The sequence below is a fragment of the Bremerella sp. JC817 genome (genome assembly GCF_040718835.1).
In the GTDB taxonomy this organism is placed as follows: Bacteria; Planctomycetota; Planctomycetia; order Pirellulales; family Pirellulaceae; genus Bremerella.
Genome location: NZ_JBFEFG010000274.1, coordinates 500,086 through 518,891 on the forward strand (window position 1 = coordinate 500,086; position 18,806 = coordinate 518,891).

Annotated in this window: 17 protein-coding genes; 13 read left to right on the forward strand and 4 right to left on the reverse strand. The window is 56.7% G+C overall.

Going from position 1 to position 18,806, the window contains the following annotated elements; translation table 11 throughout:
* Nucleotides 1-93: 93 nt before the first annotated feature.
* Both AB1L30_RS16190 and AB1L30_RS16195 read right to left on the reverse strand, forming a co-directional pair.
* Nucleotides 94-987: a sugar phosphate isomerase/epimerase family protein gene (locus tag AB1L30_RS16190; protein ID WP_367014463.1), complete on the reverse strand. Its 894-nt coding sequence runs from the start codon at nt 985-987 to the stop codon at nt 94-96.
* Nucleotides 988-1,144: 157 nt separating this feature from the next.
* Nucleotides 1,145-2,359: a DUF4912 domain-containing protein gene (locus tag AB1L30_RS16195; RefSeq protein ID WP_367014464.1), complete on the reverse strand. Its 1,215-nt coding sequence runs from the start codon at nt 2,357-2,359 to the stop codon at nt 1,145-1,147.
* A gap of 795 nt (nt 2,360-3,154) precedes the next feature.
* Between AB1L30_RS16195 and AB1L30_RS16200 the strand changes: the two genes are divergently transcribed.
* The 13 genes from AB1L30_RS16200 to AB1L30_RS16260 all read left to right on the forward strand — a co-directional run bounded on the left by AB1L30_RS16200 (nt 3,155) and on the right by AB1L30_RS16260 (nt 15,220).
* A complete protein-coding gene (locus AB1L30_RS16200; RefSeq protein ID WP_367014465.1) occupies nt 3,155-3,433 on the forward strand; it encodes an AtpZ/AtpI family protein in 279 nt (92 codons plus the stop codon).
* Nucleotides 3,387-3,920: a hypothetical protein gene (locus tag AB1L30_RS16205; RefSeq protein ID WP_367014466.1), complete on the forward strand. Its 534-nt coding sequence runs from the start codon at nt 3,387-3,389 to the stop codon at nt 3,918-3,920. The genes AB1L30_RS16200 and AB1L30_RS16205 overlap by 47 nt, the downstream gene beginning before the upstream one ends.
* Nucleotides 3,921-3,923: 3 nt before the next feature.
* Nucleotides 3,924-5,129, forward strand: a complete 1,206-nt coding sequence (gene atpB, locus AB1L30_RS16210) for a F0F1 ATP synthase subunit A (protein WP_367014467.1) — start codon at nt 3,924-3,926, stop codon at nt 5,127-5,129.
* 169 nt (nt 5,130-5,298) lie between these two features.
* A complete protein-coding gene (gene atpE / locus AB1L30_RS16215; protein ID WP_345090834.1) occupies nt 5,299-5,529 on the forward strand; it encodes an ATP synthase F0 subunit C in 231 nt (76 codons plus the stop codon).
* Between the two features lie 72 nt (nt 5,530-5,601).
* Nucleotides 5,602-6,393 carry a hypothetical protein gene (locus AB1L30_RS16220; RefSeq protein ID WP_367014468.1) on the forward strand — a complete coding sequence of 264 codons (792 nt, stop codon included), beginning with the start codon at nt 5,602-5,604 and terminating at the stop codon, nt 6,391-6,393.
* 63 nt (nt 6,394-6,456) lie between these two features.
* A complete protein-coding gene (atpH, locus tag AB1L30_RS16225; protein ID WP_367014469.1) occupies nt 6,457-7,089 on the forward strand; it encodes an ATP synthase F1 subunit delta in 633 nt (210 codons plus the stop codon).
* Between the two features lie 20 nt (nt 7,090-7,109).
* Nucleotides 7,110-8,630: a F0F1 ATP synthase subunit alpha gene (gene atpA, locus AB1L30_RS16230; protein WP_367014470.1), complete on the forward strand. Its 1,521-nt coding sequence runs from the start codon at nt 7,110-7,112 to the stop codon at nt 8,628-8,630.
* A gap of 41 nt (nt 8,631-8,671) precedes the next feature.
* On the forward strand, nt 8,672-9,568 hold the full coding sequence (atpG, locus tag AB1L30_RS16235; protein WP_367014471.1) for an ATP synthase F1 subunit gamma: 897 nt from the start codon (nt 8,672-8,674) through the stop codon (nt 9,566-9,568).
* A gap of 63 nt (nt 9,569-9,631) precedes the next feature.
* Entirely contained in the window at nt 9,632-11,083 is a 1,452-nt protein-coding gene (gene atpD / locus AB1L30_RS16240; RefSeq protein WP_367014472.1) for a F0F1 ATP synthase subunit beta, read from the forward strand.
* A gap of 3 nt (nt 11,084-11,086) precedes the next feature.
* Complete coding sequence (gene atpC, locus AB1L30_RS16245; RefSeq protein WP_367014473.1) at nt 11,087-11,488, forward strand: ATP synthase F1 subunit epsilon; 402 nt, start codon at nt 11,087-11,089, stop codon at nt 11,486-11,488.
* A gap of 262 nt (nt 11,489-11,750) precedes the next feature.
* Nucleotides 11,751-12,284, forward strand: coding sequence for an FHA domain-containing protein (locus AB1L30_RS16250; RefSeq protein WP_367014474.1), 534 nt, complete (start codon nt 11,751-11,753; stop codon nt 12,282-12,284).
* A gap of 36 nt (nt 12,285-12,320) precedes the next feature.
* Nucleotides 12,321-12,518 carry a hypothetical protein gene (locus tag AB1L30_RS16255; protein WP_367014475.1) on the forward strand — a complete coding sequence of 66 codons (198 nt, stop codon included), beginning with the start codon at nt 12,321-12,323 and terminating at the stop codon, nt 12,516-12,518.
* 50 nt (nt 12,519-12,568) lie between these two features.
* On the forward strand, nt 12,569-15,220 hold the full coding sequence (locus AB1L30_RS16260) for a hypothetical protein (protein ID WP_367014476.1): 2,652 nt from the start codon (nt 12,569-12,571) through the stop codon (nt 15,218-15,220).
* Here AB1L30_RS16260 and AB1L30_RS16265 read toward each other — a convergent pair.
* Together AB1L30_RS16265 and AB1L30_RS16270 are read right to left on the reverse strand one after the other, a co-directional pair.
* On the reverse strand, nt 15,217-16,191 hold the full coding sequence (locus tag AB1L30_RS16265; protein ID WP_345086531.1) for a serine acetyltransferase: 975 nt from the start codon (nt 16,189-16,191) through the stop codon (nt 15,217-15,219). The two genes, AB1L30_RS16260 and AB1L30_RS16265, sit on opposite strands and share 4 nt — an antisense overlap.
* 426 nt (nt 16,192-16,617) lie before the next feature.
* The gene (locus tag AB1L30_RS16270; RefSeq protein WP_367014477.1) at nt 16,618-18,717 is read right to left on the reverse strand and encodes an elongation factor G; all 2,100 of its coding nucleotides are present in this window, start codon (nt 18,715-18,717) and stop codon (nt 16,618-16,620) included.
* Nucleotides 18,718-18,806 lie beyond the last annotated feature (89 nt).

Sequence of the window (18,806 nt, forward strand, 5' to 3'; positions counted from 1 at the left end):
GCGTCCACGCCTTCGTCCAATGCCTCTAATAAAACAGCCACGCTCGATATCGAACGTGGCTGTTGGTTTTTCAGTGCTCGTGATTCGCAGGCGTTAGCTGGCGAAGATGCGATCCATCCGATCGGCGATTTCCGTCAGGCGATCGCGCGGGCCACCGGAGATTTCCGCAGTCGCCCAGCCTTGGTAATCAATCTCGCGAAGTTCGGCCATCACCTTTGGCCAATCGACATCTCCTTCCAGTAGCTTTGCTCCGAAGCCCTTGCCTTTGCCGTAGTCTTTGATGTCGAGCTTCTTGATTCGCTTGCCGAGAATCGGAACCCATTCGTGCGGTGGCGAGAACTTCACCGTGTTGCCGACGTCGAAATAGGCACCCACCATGTCGCTATCGAGCTCGTCGATGAAGCGAGCCGTTTCCTTGGGATCGGTGAGGAACCCGTTCCAAACGTTTTCCATCAAGATCTGAATGTTCGCTTCCTTGGCGATTGGAATCGCCTTCTTGATCTGCTCGATCGAACGCTCCCAGCACTGCTCATAGGTCACTTCGTTGTTGACGACGCCAGGAACCAACAGCACGCTCGTTCCGCCGTACGACTTGCTGGCGTGAATGGCGGTGATCAAACCTTCGAGCCCCTTTTGACGCACTTCTTCGTCGGGATCGGACAAACGAATGTTCCAGTGAATTGAGTCGACAACGCCATGCACTGGTAAACCAGAGACTTCGATTGCCTTCTTCACTTCTTCGGCGTCGGGGCCGCCTGGGGAGTTGAGCTCGATGCCATCGAAGCCCAACTCTTTAAGGACGGTCATCTTGTCGGCCAGCGAACCGGGCACGCCGACCATGCCGACTTTCACTGCTTTTTTGATTCGTTTTTCACCGCTGGCGGTGGTGTTGTCTGCGGCCAACAGCGAAGCCGGCGAGGCCATCGAGAGACCGCACGCAGCAGCGGCGGAGCAATTAGCGAGAAACAGGCGGCGGGAGGAGTTCATGGCGGGAGCCTCGGATGGCGGGACAAGAATGGAAAAAGGGTTGATACGAAACTATCGTACCAACCCTTCTGATTCAATAAGCAATGAAGACCAGGAGAATTAAGAAGGAAATCTTAGCAAATTCCTACCAACGTCTCCCCTGCTCTCCCCAGGCCAACTAGCCGTTGCTCGACTCGCGTGGATCGTGCGAGATCGGATCCATCGCTTTGGTATTCCGTTCGACTGCCAAGGCAATCGTGCGCTGCTCCAAACCATCCTTCGATCGTGAAACGATCGGGAAGATCTGACGCTTGTCTGGGAAATCCATCTTTACCAGGAAAGTGCCGTCTTCCCGCACTTTCACAGGCTCGCCCGAAAGAGTCACAAACGAACCTGCCTTGGTGGAACCATAGACAATCATTTCGACTTCAATGTTGAGATCGAAGTCTTGGTTTGGCTTGCCATTACAGAACTGATCGCCCACCAGGCCCAAGCGAGCGGCCATTGGGACGCCCACAGGACGACGGAAACGCTGTTCAAGCATTTCACGCAGTTCACCATCGGCACGTTCTTCGTCGGCACCGCCACTCAAGGCGTAGATCTTTTCGACGTTCTCGGCGACGTCATCCCAGTTTCCGTCGATTTCTTCGCACGAACCCGGGCGAGGCGTGGTGACCACGTTGCTTCGCGAGATCGTGTGGAAGCGACCATTCGTGGCGAGATAACCGAGGTGGCAACGATAGCTCTTGGGTGGATCGACGACGTCGATATACCAGTTCTTAACGCCACCGTGGATTTCGATTTGCTTGACCAGACGTTCCGATCCGCTGGTCATCACTTCACCGTCGACTTCCGTCAGACGAATGACCGGGATCGAAGTATGCCAGTCTTGAGCCAAAGCGGCTTTGGCACGTTCGATCGCTTTTCTCGAAACGTCCCAGCTGACATGCAGCCAGTACGAGTCGCGGACCATCAGAACCAATCGATCTGGCCCGGTCTGCTCAGGCGAGCTGGTCGCCAGATTTTTGGCAGCCTGACGCTGTTCGTGCAAGTTGCGGATTGATTCCACAACCTTGGGATCGGACTTCTTAACCGGCTTCGCCTTGGTGGCTCGCTTCTTAGCGACCGGGGCGGCTGGTTTTGGTTTTTCGACCGGAGCCTTCCTGGCCTTGGCAACAGCCGGAGCTGGCTTGGCTTTTTTCGGCTTGGCCGCAGTTGATTTGGCCACAGTCGATTTGCTCTTGGCGGCTGGCGTGCTGGCTTTCGCGGCTTTAATGAGGGCTTTCACGAGCTCGTCCTTGCGCATCGCATGCCATCCGGTCACGCCGCGACGCTTCGCCATCTGAGCTAAATCCTTTGCTGTGTACTCTTTGAGAGAAGCGGCGGTGATCAAGACAAGTCCTCCTGGCTCAAAGGATGTGGGCGTCTACGTCGACTTGGGGGAACGCTGGAATTCACCCCGAGGCAAACTGGTAAGGGGTCGTCGTCCATGACCAGTGTCACTCGACTGCCCCGCTCGATCCTTGAGCAGAAGCTTCACCTGGAACGCAAGTGATAAGGGAAGTGAATTGCGTAACCGAAAAGCCCAATCGTCGGACGGCCATTGGGATTGATTCGTGGGTGGGTGCTTTCTGCCAACCGTCAGGCGGTAAGCGGAAGGTCCGTCAGTCGCCAAATCTCAACCACTAACTCGCTGATAACGACTTTAATGGCAGGAACCCTTACACTACCTTCGAGGAAACCCGAAACAGTCCTGCAGGGTGGCATTCTTAGGACGCTGACTGGTCCTGATTGTAGCTAATCCGAGGTGGAAATGCAACGCACCGCCCCCCAGTGTTACGGCTAGAAAGTGAAACCAGTTTTGCTGTTTTCCAGAAGTTATGCCGTTTGGGAGGAATTTCACCCCAGTTTCCTGCCCATGCCGCGAGCACAACCCCTTCGGTTTTCCTTCCCTGCTCTTTCGGGGCAAGCTAGCCCTAGCCATTGGATCGGTAATTTTCGATATCAGAGGGCTCTGAGTGGGGACTTTGTGAAAAATTCCACGAATTCCCTCCGTACGGCGGTTTCACCTGATTGACCATGCTTTGGGGATGACATAGATTGACCGCCATGAGTTCCCGGCAGGTCTTTTCCAAGACCAGTAATATAGAGCAAGCCGGAAGTCACCTTTTTCGCAAAGGCAAATGCCTTGGCACCGCCGCTCCAACCGGAGATGAATCCGATTGCGAGAGCTTACCTCTGGGTGAGCCGGATCTTCACGATCTGCGGTGAAATGATCCTGCCAGGCGTATTAGGTTATTGGCTCGACCAATACCTCGGCTTCCAGTTCTCTCTGTTCGCCCTCTTGGGTTTCCTGTTTGGACTTGTGTTTGGCATGACGCACCTGGTGCTCATGGCAACCTCGCTGCAAAACAGCGGACGTGTGGAAGAAGCTCATCCAGAGCACCAACGAGACGATCTCGATTGATTCTTCCGCAAACCCCAACGCCCCGCACGACGAAGCGATGAAGACCCCCGAAGCCAACACTTCTGTTCCGCAGCCCGCGCCGAAGCTGGCATGGCAAGACTTTCTGCCATGTTTATGGATGCTGCTCGGAGTCGTCGGAGTCTTTCCACTCTTCGCTGCTTACGGCTACACCAAATACCAACTCGACGGCGTCTTCGCCGCGGTCACGGCCGCATCGGTTGTACTGCTGGCGATGGAAGCCGCACTGTTGCTGACGATCCTGTTTCGCTCTTCAGAAATGAAGATCCAGTCGGTCCTTTTGGGCATGTTTTTCCGAGCCGGAATTCCGCTAGTTTTCGGAATGTTGATGCACAAAGCTGGTGGCCCGCTTGCTGAGGCAGGATTGTTTGGCATGATATTGGTCTACTATCTTTTGACCCTCGCGGTCGAAACTATATTGGCAGTTCAGCTCGTATCTCAGACGTCCACTTATAAGAAAGCCGTTTAGCCGATGGCCGCCGACGAGATCCTGCTCCACATCAAAGACAGTTACTACTTCGAGGTTCCGGGGTGGTTGTGGAGACATGATCATAAGACACATGCCGACTTCCCTGATGTCTGGGTCCGACTCGACCCTGACTTCCAGATGTGGCAAGCCAAACAGGTTTATCACGAACTGGAAACCAGTGGCGAAACCGGCATGCCGAGCGAGCATGACTTTCTGCACGACTACGAACATTGGACCCACCTGCCAGGCAATCATGGCAAGCCTGTCAAACGCTACTTCGCTCACCTGGTTGAAGCTGCCCCTGAAGGCAACCTCGCCTGGGCCAAGGCTGGCGAAGAAATGACGACGCTGCATAGTGTCGCCGAATACCGCGCCGCCAAAGACATTGAATGGACGCCGGCCAAGATCCAAGGCTATAACAACGCCTTGAGTGGTAAGATCCTGATCCCACAACTTCCAGGCACCAAGCTCCGAAACCTTTACCAAAAGGAATCAGGCTTCGCGATCTCGAAGTTCATGGTGATTGAAGTATTCGTCGCCATCATCATGGCAATTATCTTCATCGCCTACGCTCGCCGCGTCTCGAAGGGTCAGATTCCTAAGGGCTGGTTCTGGAACCTGATCGACGTATTCATCGTCTATCTCCGCCAGGACGTCGCCAAAGCCAATATCCATCACGGTGCCGACAAGTTCGTTCCGATCTTGTGGACCCTGTTCTTTTTCATCCTCGGTTGCAACCTGTTTGGTCTCATTCCCTGGATGGGATCGCCAACCGGTTCGATCAGTGTCACCGTTACCTTAGCTGTCGCCGTGTTATTTATAGGCATGGGGGCAGGTGCCAAGGAATTTGGTGCGCTTGGTGTGTGGATGAATCTGGTCCCTGGCATGGAACTGCCGACGGCCATTTCGATCGTGATTAAGCCGATGATGTTCGTCATCGAGTTGTTGGGGCTTTTGATCAAACACGCGGTGCTCGGCGTTCGTCTTCTGGCGAACATGGTTGCCGGTCACGTGGTGTTGCTGGCGATCATGGGCCTGGCTATTGAAATTCAGTCCCTGTCGGGTGTCATTGCATGGCCGGTAGGACTTGTGATTCTGATTGGATGTGTGATGCTTAGCTGCCTCGAATTGTTCGTGGCATTCCTGCAGGCATACATCTTTGCACTGTTGTCCGCCTTGTTCATCAACTCCGAAACGCACAGCCACTAAGCTGCTGCGGGAGCGATCAAGCCAGACTTCGGTTTGCTTCCTTTCGACGTTAACTTTTGTTTCATCGAGATACGCGTAAACGCCTTTCGCTACGGTTGAGGAGACCTGTTCCGTGATCAAGTTCGCCAAATTGAGCATCTTGAGTGTTGTTGCCCTGTTGGCTTGTGCCATGCCTGCGATGGCTGCTGACACCGATTCGTTCGTCATGACCAACTACTTCGGTATCGGCCTGGTCGTTATCGGTGCTGCTTACGGTATCGGTAAGTTGGCCAGCAGTGCTCTGGAAAGCATGGCTCGCCAGCCAGAAGTCGCTGGTAACATCCAGACCGCGATGATTATCGCTGCGGCTCTGATCGAAGGTTTTACCTTCTTCGCCCTGGTTATTTGCTGGTTCGGCTAAATCGTTCTGGCACGTAACTGCTGGTTCCCACCCCCAATCCGCATTCGGTTCGTTTCCTGGGATTGATTGACGATGCGCAGCGCACTGCTAACCCGTAACATGTGGAGCCCTTTGGCTGCTCTCCTTCTGTTTGCCTTGCTGGCTGCCCCAAGTTGGGCACAGGAAGATAAGAAGGAAGGAGATGCCGCGCACGACGAGGCGGCTCCCATGGCTGCTGCCGACGAAAAGGCCCCGGAAATTACCGAAGAGGAAATGGAGCGTCAGCACGCGAAAGCGGATCCTGAGCTTCCATCCGACGGAGCTCATGCTCCAGAAGATATGGAGCACAACCCGCACGATCTTTCGCACAACGACGGCTCGGCTATGATCGCGGCTCCTCATGAAGCCAACCTCGATCTGGCTGCCTTCACGCTGATCGTGTTCATTGTGTTGGTGGTGGTGCTGGGACTCTTCGCCTGGACACCGATCCTCGCAGGCCTCAAAGCCCGCGAGAGTTCGATGGAAGGCAAGATGAAGAAGGCCGAAGAGATGTACGAACAGGCCAACGCCAAGTTGGCTGAGTACACCCGAAAGCTCTCCGAATCTCAGCAAGAGATCAAGCAGATGCGGGACGATATGGTCAAGGCGGCCGACGAAAAGGCAAAGCAGATCGTGGAAGCGGCCGAAAAGTCCGCCTCCGCGACTCTCGATCGAGCGACTCGCGAAATCGATGCTGCCAAGGGTGCCGCCATCAACGAACTGGCCCAGGCATCGGTCAACCTGGCTGTCGACCTCGCGGGACAAATCACCCGCAAGGAACTCAAGGCCGAAGACCACGCCAACCTGATCCAGGACTCGATTTCCAAGCTGCCTAGCAACAACTAAGCACGCTTCCCGAAATCGGTAACCACGCACGACTTCCCCTTCGTCAGGATATCCTTCAGCACCATGGCTGGAACATCTTCCGACAAACAGACATTCGATCTTGGCCGGCAGCGTATCGGCACCGTGTATGCCAAGGCGCTGCTGGCGGCCGCTGATGAGGCAGGCCAAACGGATGCTGTGCTGGAAGAGTTCGGCTCGCTGATCCACGACGTGATCAACCAGCGTGAAGATCTTCGTCACGCGATCTGTGGTGGTATCCTGTCGGAAGAGCAGCGTATCGAGGTGCTGGACAAGGCGTTCGGCGACAAGATGAGCCCTGTGCTGCTCACCTTCTTGAAGGTGGTCACCCAGCACGAGCGACAAGATTGTCTTCGCGAGATTTACAACGCCACCGTGAAGCTGAACAACGAGCGACGCGGCATTGTTGAAATCACCGCGACAACCGCCACCGAGCTTCCTCAAGAGATGGCCGCCAACCTGACGGCTACCTTGCAGTCGAAGCTGGGACGCGAGGTTGTTCTTAAATCGGAAGTCGATCCAGACGTTATCGGCGGTTTGATCCTGCATGTCGGAGACACCGTCTTCGATGGCAGCGTCGCCAACCGACTGAAGCAGCTGCGACAGAAGGCCCTCGAAACCACGGCTCAAGAGGCGAAAGCGTCGCTCGAGCGATTCACCAATTCAACGCAGAGTTAAAGCAGTAGACGGTAAGTTCCATGAAATTCAACGCGGACGAAATCGCTTCTGTCATCAAACAGGAAATCCAGCAGTTCGACACGCAAGTCGATGTGCGAGAAGTTGGACGTGTCCTGGAAGTGGGTGACGGTATCGCTCGGGTCTACGGCCTTTCCGGCATCATGGCCGGTGAAATGGTCGAGTTCCCTAACGGCACGATCGGCCTGGCCTTCAATCTCGAAGAAAACAGCGTCGGTGTGATCATTCTGGGCGACTACCTCACCATCAAAGAAGGTGACGAAGTCAAAGCCCTCGGTACCCTGCTCTCGGTTCCCGTCGGTGACGCAGTGCTGGGTCGCGTGGTCGATCCGCTCGGCAACCCGCTCGACGGCATGGGTCCGATCCAGGCCACCGAAACTCGCCCGGTCGAATTCCTCGCTCCTGGCGTGTCGGAACGTAAGCCGGTTCACGAACCAATGCAGACCGGTATCAAGGCTGTCGACGCCATGACCCCGGTTGGTCGTGGTCAGCGTCAGTTGATCATTGGTGACCGTAAGACGGGCAAAACGGCTATCGCCCTCGATGCCATCCTGAACCAGAAGAACACCGGCGTGAAGTGCTTCTACGTCGCTGTCGGTCAGAAGGACTCGTCGGTCGCTGGTGTGGTCGAAGTGCTTCGCCGCAACGGTGCCATGGATTACACCACGGTGATCGTCGCTGGTGCAAGTACTCCTGCTCCTCTGCAGTACGTGGCTCCTTACGCCGGTACCGCAATGGCCGAGTACTTCATGTTCAACGGCCAGGCCGCTTTGATCGTCTACGACGACTTGTCGAAGCAAGCCTCCGCCTACCGCGAACTTTCGCTGTTGATGCGACGTCCGCCAGGTCGTGAAGCCTACCCTGGTGACGTGTTCTATTGCCATAGCCGCCTGTTGGAACGTTCGGCCAAGCTGAGCGACGAACTGGGTGCTGGCTCGCTGACCTCGCTGCCGATCATCGAAACGCTCGAAGGCGAAGTTTCCGCATACATTCCGACCAACGTGATTTCGATTACCGACGGTCAGATTTATCTCCAGCCCGACTTGTTCTTCGCTGGTATTCGTCCAGCTATGAACGTCGGTATCTCGGTCTCCCGCGTGGGTGGTAACGCCCAGATCAAGGCGATGAAGAAGGTCGCCGGTGGTCTGCGTCTCGACCTGGCAGCCTTCCGCGAATTGGAAGCGTTTGCTCAGCTCGGTACCGAACTCGACGAAGCGACCCAGCGTCGTCTCGATCGCGGTTACCGCATGGTCGAACTGCTGAAGCAGGGCCAGTACAAGCCGCTGGACGTCTACGATCAAATTCTCAGCATCTACGCTGGTACCCGTGGTCACTTGGACGAAGTTCCAGTGGTTGACGTGCTGCGTTGGGAAGCTGAATACCTCGAGTTCGCGAAGGCCAAGTACCCGCAGATTCGAGAACAACTGGAAGCGACCAAGGACCTGACCGACGAAGTCCGCGATCTGATGGAAAAGGCAATTGCCGAATTCCAAAAGACCTTCGTTGAGTCGCAGTCCGCCTAAGTCCTATCGCTCCGCCGCGATCCTATTAGCCAGTAAGTACCATGGCCAATCCCAGAACCCTCGACAAACGCCGCAAGTCGGTTCGCAACATCAAGAAGATTACGCGAACGATGGAGCTTATCGCCACGGCCCGCTTCAAGCAGGCCATGGATCGAGCTTCGGCTGCCACGGCGTTCACCTCGCGGATCACGCAGTTGGTGAAAGACCTGACCGCGGCCGACCTGCAGTTCGAGCATCCATTGCTGGAAAAGCGGGATACGAAGAAGAAGGCTGTGTTGCTGGTGCTGACCTCGAATCGCGGTCTGTGCGGTGGTTTCAACGGTAACATCTGCCGAGCGGCCTTCCCTCGCCTGGCAGAACTGCAAGCCGAGTACGACGAAGTCGAGCTGCGAATCTCCGGTAAGAAGGGGATCGCCATCTTCCGCATCCAGCGGAAGCGTACCGCCGACGTCTCGTACCTCCAGTTTGAAGACAAGCCGAAGTACGAAGAAGTGGAACCGATCGCTGTCGAATTGCTCGACGCGTTTCAGTCCCACGAGATCGACCGCCTCGACGTTGCCTACATGAAGTTTGTTTCCAGCTCGCGGCAAGAGCCATGCCTGGAAACGCTGCTTCCACTCGGTTCCCTCGAAGGGGCCGACGCGGAAGGTTCGGCTCCTAGCGAGTCGAAGGGCTCGATGTACGAGTTCATCCCTTCGGCCGAAAGCATCCTGGAAGAGGTCGTCCCGACCAGCTTCAAGGTGAAACTGTTCAAGTGCTTCCTCGACGCCGCCGTGTGCGAACAGATTGCCCGTATGGTGGCAATGAAGGCTGCGACCGAGAACGCCAACGATTTGATCAAGTTCCTGTCGCGCGAATACAACCGCGCTCGTCAGGGACGTATTACCAACGAAATTATGGAGATCATCGGCGGCGTCGAAGCTCTGGCAAGTTCCTAACGAGCATCCGCGTAGCCCCGATCCCAAAACCTTTTGGTCTGAATTTCCATCGAGAAAAGAAATATGGCGACTGCGACCGACCAGAAAATCGGAAAGATCACCCAGGTCATCGGTTCGACCTTCGATGCCGAGTTCGGCGAAGGCGAATTGCCGGCGATCTATAACGCTGTGAAGGTTCAAGGCGACTACAAGGGCGTCTCGATCAAACTGACCGGCGAAGTTCAACAGCACCTGGGCGGTAACCGCGTTCGCTGTATTGCCCTGGGTAGCACCGACGGTCTGATCCGCGGCCTGGACTGCGTCGATCAAGGTGTGCCGATTTCGGTTCCTGTCGGTAAGGCGACCCTGGGCCGCGTGTTCAACGTGACCGGCGATCCGATCGACGGCCGCGGTCCGGTTGACGCCGAAACCTACATGCCAATTCACCGCTCGGCTCCGGCGGTTGACGAACTGTCGACCAGCACCGAAGTGTTCGAGACCGGTATTAAGGTGATCGACCTTCTGACGCCGTTTGTGCGTGGTGGTAAAGCGGGTCTGTTCGGTGGTGCCGGTCTGGGTAAGACCGTTATTCTCACCGAGCTCATTGCTCGTATCGCTTCGGCTCACGGTGGTTTCTCGGTGTTCGCCGGTGTGGGTGAACGTACCCGTGAAGGTACCGACCTCTGGCTCGAAATGCAGGAAACGGAAATCGGTACGACCGGCCGTTACGTTATCGAACAAACCTGCATGGTGTTCGGTCAGATGAACGAACCACCAGGTGCTCGTCTGCGTGTCGCCATGAGCGCCCTGACGATGGCCGAACATTTCCGCGATGCGACCGGTACCGACACCCTGTTGTTCGTCGACAACATCTTCCGCTTCTCGCAAGCGGGTTCGGAAGTGTCCGCTCTGCTGGGTCGTATGCCATCGGCCGTGGGTTACCAGCCAACTCTGGCAACCGAAATGGGTGCCCTGCAGGAACGTATCGCTTCGACTAAGAAGGGTGCTATTACTTCGGTGCAGGCCGTTTACGTTCCTGCGGACGATCCGACTGACCCGGCTCCTGCAACGGCGTTCGGTCAGCTCGACGCGTTCATCTACCTCGAACGATCGATTTCGGAAAAGGGTATTTACCCTGCCGTGGATCCGCTGGCATCGTCCAGCCGTATTCTCGATCCACAGTACGTGGGTGAACGCCACTACGCGATCGCTCGCCGGGTGCAGACCACTTTGCAGCGTTACCGCGAACTGCAGGATATTATCGCGATTCTCGGTATCGACGAATTGAGCGAAACGGACAAGACGATCGTGCATCGTGCTCGTCGTATCGAACGTTTCCTGTCGCAGCCTTTCCTCGTGGCTGAAAAGTTCATCGGCAAGCCGGGTGAAATCACGCCGTTGGCCGACACCATCCGCAGCTTCGAAGAAATCTGCGATGGCAAGTGGGACCACCTGCCAGAATCGGCCTTCATGTATGTTGGTTCGATCGAACAGGCGGAAGAACAAGCCAAGAAGATGGCCAAAGAGAAGGGTTAATCTGTGCCTTCCATCCAATGCATTGTGGTCACGCCGGAAAAGACCGCACTCGAAACGACTGCTGACTTCATCGCCCTCCCCCTTGCGGACGGCGAGATGGGTGTCGGTGAAAACCACGCCCCAGTGATCGGTCGACTCGGTTACGGCGAAATGCGAATCGTCTCTGGCAGCCAGACCCAGCGTCTGTATGTCGACGGCGGATTCGTTCAGATCGCGAACAATGAAGTCAATATCCTGACCGGCAAGGCCATCCCTTCCGCTCAGATCGATGTTGCCCAGGCCGAAGTCCAGTTGGCGGAAGCCTCGAAAGCGGCTGCCCCAACCGATGAGCTGGCAGCGATCAAAACGCGCAACATCGAACAAGCCCGCAACCAGATCCGGGCCGCCAAGCGAGCCGGCAAGTAAGCATCGCTTCGCACTGAATGATTCCATTGATAGCACCGGCCCCCTAGGTCGGTGCTATCTTTCTTGATGCGTCCGGCTGACAATCGAAGTTGTCTATCTTACCGAAACGCCACGGCTGGTAATCTGCGTCCGAATTCCGAACGCTTGCTGGCATTTCCTCGCGAAAACCTTCCCCCACTCTGTCGATCAATCAAAACAAGTGGGGAAGGAGTACAGGCAGGCAGTTCCCCGCCATGGCATCGTAGGTGAAGGTAAAGTCGGAATGGAACGAGATCTCCCAAACGCCCCGGCCAATGTCCAGCAATCCCATGACCGCTCTGGCAAACAGGCGGCGTTGTTCATTTCGCGCGGACAAGCCAACCAACGTGAACGCCGAATCGATTCGGCCATGTTCACCATTGGATCGGGATCCGACTGCGACCTGGTGCTGGGAGACGACCAGTTTCCCGAACTGTTCGCCTACGTGCTGCGTACCCAAGACGGCTACCGAATCCGTTGCCTTGCTCCGGAACCGGTTCTGACGGTCAATGCCGAAGACGCGATCGCTACCCGATTGGAAGAAGGCGATCGAATCCGTTGCGGTCCGTATGAATTTCGATTTCACCAGCTTGCCGCCTCGCCATCGCGTCCGGCGGACGGCAGCTCGACCAAACTTTCATCCGCGGCGATGCCTTGGATCGCGACGGATGGCCAGACCCAGGACGGCATCGCGGCCTCGCACCGGCTGATCCGCGACATTCGTTTGCGAATCGATGGTATCGGCCAATCCACTCAATCGCACCGCCGGTCGGCATGACTCGGCATAACCCCGAATTTCGGAAGAGTAGGTTTGATGCAACCGATTGCCCCAATCCTCGGTAACGAGCCATTGTCGCTATTACCGTACGATGACGATGTCCTCGAGTCGCTACGCCAGGCTCGCACGGCCATCCAACTGGACGAGCAGCCAACGGTCGTCATCTCGGCCCGTTGCGATCTGCTGAAGGATGAACTGCGCGAACTTTACGAACAACTGCTGGCCACTAACTAAACGTGGCCGGCAAGTTGCCTGCGCAATAGGGTTCAACTACGATCGAGAGCGTGAACGATAACGCTCTGCCCATTGTCAGTCATCTCTATCCTCTGCGACGTATTCTGACGTGTTGTGCAGTTGCGTTGCCGTTTCTTGTGCTTGCCGTGTTTTTCTTTGGCAAGTGTTTCGTCTACCAGGAACAATTCCTGTTCCGCGACGCGGCCCACTTCTATTACCCGTTGTTCCATGAAGTCGCTCGACAATGGAAGAGTGGCGAAGTTCCGCTGTGGTCTCCGATGGATGGCATCGGCGTGCCACTGGCCGCTGACGCGACTTCCAGCGTGTTCTATCCCGGTAAACTACTGCTGATCACGCCGCTCGGCTTTGGCTTTGGCATGCGGCTTTATGCCCTCGTCCATTTCGCGTTGGCTTACTTCGGTATGTTCTGGGCCGCGAGAACCTGGCATTGTTCGCTTCCCGCTGCCGTGATGGCTGCCGTCACTTATGCCTTCAGCGGACCGGTGCTGGGCTATCATGCAAACATCATCTTCCTGGTCGGTGCCGCGTGGCTTCCGATCGCATTGACATGTGGCTGGAGCTTGGCTCGCCGCCCTGCCCTTCCCTCGGCGTTAGGCCTCGCGTTCGCCCTGACCATGATGGTCCTCGGCGGAGACGCCCAACTTGCGTATCACACGATGATGATGCTGACGCTGGCCGCGATCTTTTTCGTCCTGCCGTGGCGAAGACTTCCCAACTGGAAGATCTGGCTAGGTGGACGCACCTTGCGTGTTGGCACACTGGTCGCGGCCGCTGGCCTGGCGGTCGGGCTATCCGCGATTCAAATCTTGCCCACGAGCCAATGGGTAAGCCGAAGTTTACGAGCCACCAGCGAAGAGCCTCGCAGCCTCTACGAAGCGGCCCAACTGGTCGCCGCCGGAAAAGAGGTCGACCTCGACACGCTGCAGGGAAAGCCTCACCCCGACTCGCATGCCCGGCATAGTTACGACTTCAGCATCCCTCCGTGGCACTGGCCCGAGGCATTCGTCGCCAACTTTAGCGGCCAGATGTATCCTCGCAATCAACGCTGGACGCGAGCCATCCCTGCCGAAGGTCGCATCTGGCTTCAAACCTTGTTCATGGGAACGTTGGCCTGTTTGCTGGCCGGAATCGCGGTGTGGCATTGCCCGAACCGGCGCGTCGATCGCTGGCTGGTCGCCATCGGTCTATTTGGCGTGATCGCCAGTCTTGGCTGGTATGGCCTCGGCTGGCTGTTGCACGAAGTCGGTTATGGTTTGGGCTGGGACGACGAATCGCTGCCGATCGGTTCGCCGTTTGGTGGTCTCTATTGGCTGCTGAATATGACCCTGCCGAAGTACGCCGGCTTCCGCTATCCGGCGAAGTGGTGGATCTTCGTCGTGTTCGCCGTTGCTGTTCTCGCCGGCCGAGGCCTTGACCAGGTCAAGCTTTCCCGGCGTTTCGGACTGGTTGCCGTTGGCTTGTCAGGCACGTTTGCTTTGGCTGCTGTAATCGTATGGCTCGCTTCCGCCACGCTCGGAGCGATGATGCCCATCTCGCCTGACGATACGTTGTTCGGCCCGCTCGACGGCACCGCCGGATTAATCCAACTGGCAACCGGCTTACTCTGCGGATCGCTGGCGATTGCCGCGTCAATCGCGGCGCTGCGGTTCGCACCTCGGCCGATCGCCGTCGCGGTGATCGTGAGCATCGGGACGGTAGAACTGATGTTGGCCAACCACTGGGTCGCCCCCTCCGCGCCGCAGCAGCTATGGAATCCGATTGCCTCCGATCAAACGAGCGTACAGTTCGAAAACAAGCGGTTCTTCAAAACGGTTTACTTCGATCGCTCGAAGAACCATTACCCAGATTCATTCGCGACAACCGGCTCGGACGAGCGGATGGTCGAAGGTTTGAAGATCGACCAGAAGACCAACTTCCCACGCTACCCACTGTTGAAATTAATGCGGGGCATACCTTCTGTCGTCAGCATTCGCCCTCGCGATATGGAAACCGTCTGGAGCTACCCAGACAAGCCGCTGGTCGTCACGATGCTAGGAGCCTATCACGAACGCGCGAAGCGTTGGCCGGTGGCGTGGTGGCAAGCGAACGTGCAGTGGCACGATCCGATCGATGAGAGTTCGCCATCGGCCGTCACCCAGGGAACGCATGAGATCCTGGACGTGGTGAAGAATACGACGTTGCCTGATCCGATCTATCCGCGATCAAACATCCGCCCTTCCCGCTTCCATGGGGCGAATAGCGCGACCATCTGGCAGCCCACCGTGCTTGAAGCAGATGCGACCAATCGACTGAGCTTTCCGACGCTTCCTGCCAGCGTTTATGTCTTCTCGAAACCGAATCGTATTCGTGGCGGACAGTTCGAGGTCGAACTGGTGAACTGCCAGCCAGGCTGGGTCATGTTGCAAGACTATTACGACGACGGTTGGCAGTGCGAGATTATCGATGCCAACGGCGACACGCGCGCAGATGTCCCGATTTACCGGGCAAACCGCGTCATGATGGCGGTCCCGGTGCAGCAAGGGGATAAGCTCGTGCGGTTGACCTATTGGCCGACGTCGTTCGTTGTCGGTGCCTGGATCACGGCCGGCAGTGTGCTGTTACTGCTCGTGCTGACCGGCTTCGCGATATGGCAGGCCCTTCCTCCACGGAGGACCAACGGACCAACGTTTCGCACTTCTTAGATCTGGAAGTTGAGTTCTTCTTCGAGCTGCCCCACCGCTTCCGACCGAAGTCGAAGACGAGGCTTTTCCAGCAGTACCGTCGTGTTCGGATCGACGCTACGGGTCAGCCAGACACTGGAACCAATCACGCTGTGATTGCCCACCACCGTTCGCCCACCCAGGACCGTGGCATTCGCATAGATCACCACGCTGTCTTCAATCGTGGGATGACGTTTGATTCCGCGAACGAGGTTACCCTCATTGTCGGTATCGAACGACAAGGCACCCAGCGTCACGCCCTGATACAGCTTCACGTGCTTGCCGATCTCGCAGGTCTGACCAATCACCACACCGGTGCCGTGGTCGATAAAGAAGTAACTGCCGATCGTTGCCCCAGGATGAATATCGATCCCGGTTTGCTTGTGGGCCCATTCGGTCATCATCCGCGGGATGAACGGCACGCCGAGCCGGTACAGCGTATTCGCTACGCGGTAAACGGTGATCGCTTCCAGGCCGGGATAGCAGAAGATGACTTCATCAAGGTTGGTGCACGCAGGGTCGCCATCGTAGGCGGCTTGCACGTCGGTGGCGAGGATCTCGCGAAGGTTCGGGATGCGATTGAGAAACTCGATCGCCATGGCCTGACCTTTGGCCTCGAAGTCGGTCTCTTGCTGCGGATCGCAGGTGTCTGGCTTGCCGTTGACGCGTTCGTCGTGGCGCAAAGCCCGAGCGATCTGGACGGTCAGCTTGTCGTGCAGACCATCGATGATGTCGCCGACGTGATAGGTGATGTTCCCCATGTGCAGGCCTTCACGGCGCTGGTAACCGGGATAGAGGATTTCCTTGACGTCTTCCAGGATCGAAATCACCACTTCGTAGTTGGGCAGTGGGCAGTGCCCCAGATGGTTGATCTTACCGATCTGCTGGTAGGTGCTGACGATGCGGTCGGTCAGCGTAGGAAGATCTTCTTTCAAGCGTGCATCGGAAGCCATCGCGTGTGTCCTTTGATTTTGAACCGTTGAGAGAGGTGGGCCGTGGGTACCAGGGTCGATCGCAGGCCCGAGCTAGCAGCAGGCCTGAGTTGCTTCTAGGAGCAACAACAGAGGCAGGTTCGACAGTAGCAGGTAGCCAGCCGTTGCATGGTTCGGTTCAAGTTTGCCGGTTGCATGGACTTTTCCACAGGGTTCATTCAGGGGTTGGATGCCCGGCCTGACAAATGGTCACCAATGTTTTCGTCGTCAGAGACGTTAAAAATGAACCCTAACGGGGCAATCAATAAAAAAGCCCTCGCTTTCGTATTTTCGCAAACTTGAAAGCAAGGGCAAGCACACAGAAGGTACGGGGCATATTTCCTTGGTGCGATGAACCACCGACTCCCTCTCCCTCTGCGGGGAGAGGAAGCAGAATCGGGGATCGCCTTAGGTTGCCATCTCCTCTTCTTCTTGCATATGGTAGCGATGCTTCTCTTGCAGATGTGTCGGCATCGGGGCGTAGTGCGAGAAGTTCATGCTATAACTTCCCTGGCCGCCGGTCAGACTCGACAGGCTACGTGCGTACGAGCCGGTCTCTGCCAAAGGAGCGACACAAACGACCGTTTGCATGTTCGGGCCTGCATCTTCGGTTCCCGAAATCTGGCCACGCCGAGTCGCCATGTCGCTGTAAACATCCCCCACACATTCCACTGGAACGGTCACATGCATCTCGACCATCGGTTCCATCAATTGCGGCCCAGCCAGCTTGCACACCTCTCGCATCGCTGCCGATGCCGCAATTCGGAACGCTGTTTCCGAACTGTCGACCGGATGATGCTTTCCGTAATGGACTTCCACGCAGACGTCCTGCATCGGATAGCCAGCCAGAACGCCTTTGCGAACGCGATCGAGCAAACCTTTTTCGACCGCCGGCATGAAGTTGCCGGGGATCGAAGCCCCCACGATCGAATCGATCCACAGGAAGTTCATCGAATCGAAGTAGTGGACATGCTTCATGCTGGGGAAGTTTGCCTTCGTCGCGAACGCGGCGATATCAGTTCCCTGAGGCAGTGGCTGCACGCGGATGTGCACTTCGCCAAACTGACCTCGCCCACCCGACTGCTTTTTGTGGCGATACGAGCCATGCGCCGGATAGGTGATCGATTCGCGGAACGGAATCCGAGGTTCATACGTTTCGATCTCAAGATGGTCGCGTCGAGCCAGGCGCTCCTGGATCAGCGACAGATGCAGCTCGCTCATGCCTCGCAGCACCAGTTCGTGCGTCTCTTCATCATGCTCGACGCGGATCGTCGGATCCTCTTCAACCAGCTTATGAAGGGCGGCGCTGAGCTTCGCTTCATCGTTCCGGCTCTTGGGACGGATCGCCACACCGACCATCGGTTGTGGAAACTCGATTTCGGGAAGCTCCCACTCCCCTTCATTCGTCCCGGTATGCAGTTGATCCATCTTGGCCACCGCCACGATATCGCCAGGGCCGGCATGGTCGACCGGAACCAGGTGATTCGCTTGCACGTCCAGCAGTTGACCAATTCGCAGACCCTTGCGGCCGTTGCTGCCGGGCAAGGTCATATCCTTTCGCAGCGTGCCGTTGAACACGCGAATGTAACTAAGCTTCTGCACGAACGGATCGATCCGGGTCTGGATGACCTGGGCGGCGAGAGGGCCGTCAGGATCGCCCGATAGTTCGATCTCGCTGCCGTCCATCCTCCGCGCGGTGCGATGCACCATCGATGGCGGCAACGAACAGAGTGCCATCGCATCGAGCAGTTCGGCAATGCCCACACCCTTCTTGATGCTGCAGCAGACGATCGGAATCAACGTTCCTTTCGCGACCGCTTGGGGGATGAGCCGTTTCAAATCTTCGTTGGATGGCACTTCGCCTTCGAAGTAGCGTTCCATCCACGCTTCGTCCGCTTCGATCGAAGCTTCGACGAGCGACTCTTTGTAAATGGCTGGGTCGATCGGGGCGTTTCGAGTGTCGGCACGTTCATCAAAGATGCTCAGCACACCTTCGATACTGCCGTGCAGCAGTTCCGGAAAATTGATCGGCACACAGGCCTGGCCAAACGTATCACGGATCGATTGCATCAACGCCGCGAAGTCGAGATGATCGGCATCGATCTTGTTGAGCACGATCATGCGACCAATCCCTGCTTTCTCGGCTTCCGCAAACACACGTCTCGTGTTCACGGCGATACCGGCATGGGCATCAATCACAATCATGGCCGTATCAGCACCCCGCATGGCCGAGATCGTTTGGCCGATGAAGTCGGGATAGCCAGGGGCGTCGATTACATTGAATCGCAGCCCCTCATGTTGAAAATGGGCGAGCGTCGCCTCAATAGAAAGGTGATGAGCCTTTTCCTCGGGCTCGAAATCACAAACACTTGTTCCGTCGTCCACACTGTGGAATCCATCCACCGCGTGCGTGGTCTCGAGGAGGCGGTCAATCAGGCTCGTCTTCCCGGTCGAACCGTGACCGCATAGAACAATATCGCGGACGGTCTCTGAAACACAAGTAGCCATAATAAACTCCTTCCGTGTGTGGAAAAAACACGAGAAAAGGATGCGTCCCCGTGGGGAATCCACGGGAAACCTCTTCTCCGTGGGGTGGC

Coding starts and splice junctions, on each gene's coding strand:
- AB1L30_RS16220 (WP_367014468.1), top strand. CDS start 5,602: ATGCGCAGCGCACTGCTAACCCGTAACATGTGGAGCCCTTTGGCTGCT.
- atpA (WP_367014470.1), top strand. CDS start 7,110: ATGAAATTCAACGCGGACGAAATCGCTTCTGTCATCAAACAGGAAATC.
- atpE (WP_345090834.1), top strand. CDS start 5,299: ATGCCTGCGATGGCTGCTGACACCGATTCGTTCGTCATGACCAACTAC.
- AB1L30_RS16190 (WP_367014463.1), bottom strand. CDS start 987: ATGAACTCCTCCCGCCGCCTGTTTCTCGCTAATTGCTCCGCCGCTGCT.
- AB1L30_RS16250 (WP_367014474.1), top strand. CDS start 11,751: ATGGAACGAGATCTCCCAAACGCCCCGGCCAATGTCCAGCAATCCCAT.
- atpH (WP_367014469.1), top strand. CDS start 6,457: ATGGCTGGAACATCTTCCGACAAACAGACATTCGATCTTGGCCGGCAG.
- AB1L30_RS16265 (WP_345086531.1), bottom strand. CDS start 16,191: ATGGCTTCCGATGCACGCTTGAAAGAAGATCTTCCTACGCTGACCGAC.
- atpD (WP_367014472.1), top strand. CDS start 9,632: ATGGCGACTGCGACCGACCAGAAAATCGGAAAGATCACCCAGGTCATC.
- AB1L30_RS16270 (WP_367014477.1), bottom strand. CDS start 18,717: ATGGCTACTTGTGTTTCAGAGACCGTCCGCGATATTGTTCTATGCGGT.
- AB1L30_RS16255 (WP_367014475.1), top strand. CDS start 12,321: ATGCAACCGATTGCCCCAATCCTCGGTAACGAGCCATTGTCGCTATTA.
- atpG (WP_367014471.1), top strand. CDS start 8,672: ATGGCCAATCCCAGAACCCTCGACAAACGCCGCAAGTCGGTTCGCAAC.
- atpB (WP_367014467.1), top strand. CDS start 3,924: ATGGCCGCCGACGAGATCCTGCTCCACATCAAAGACAGTTACTACTTC.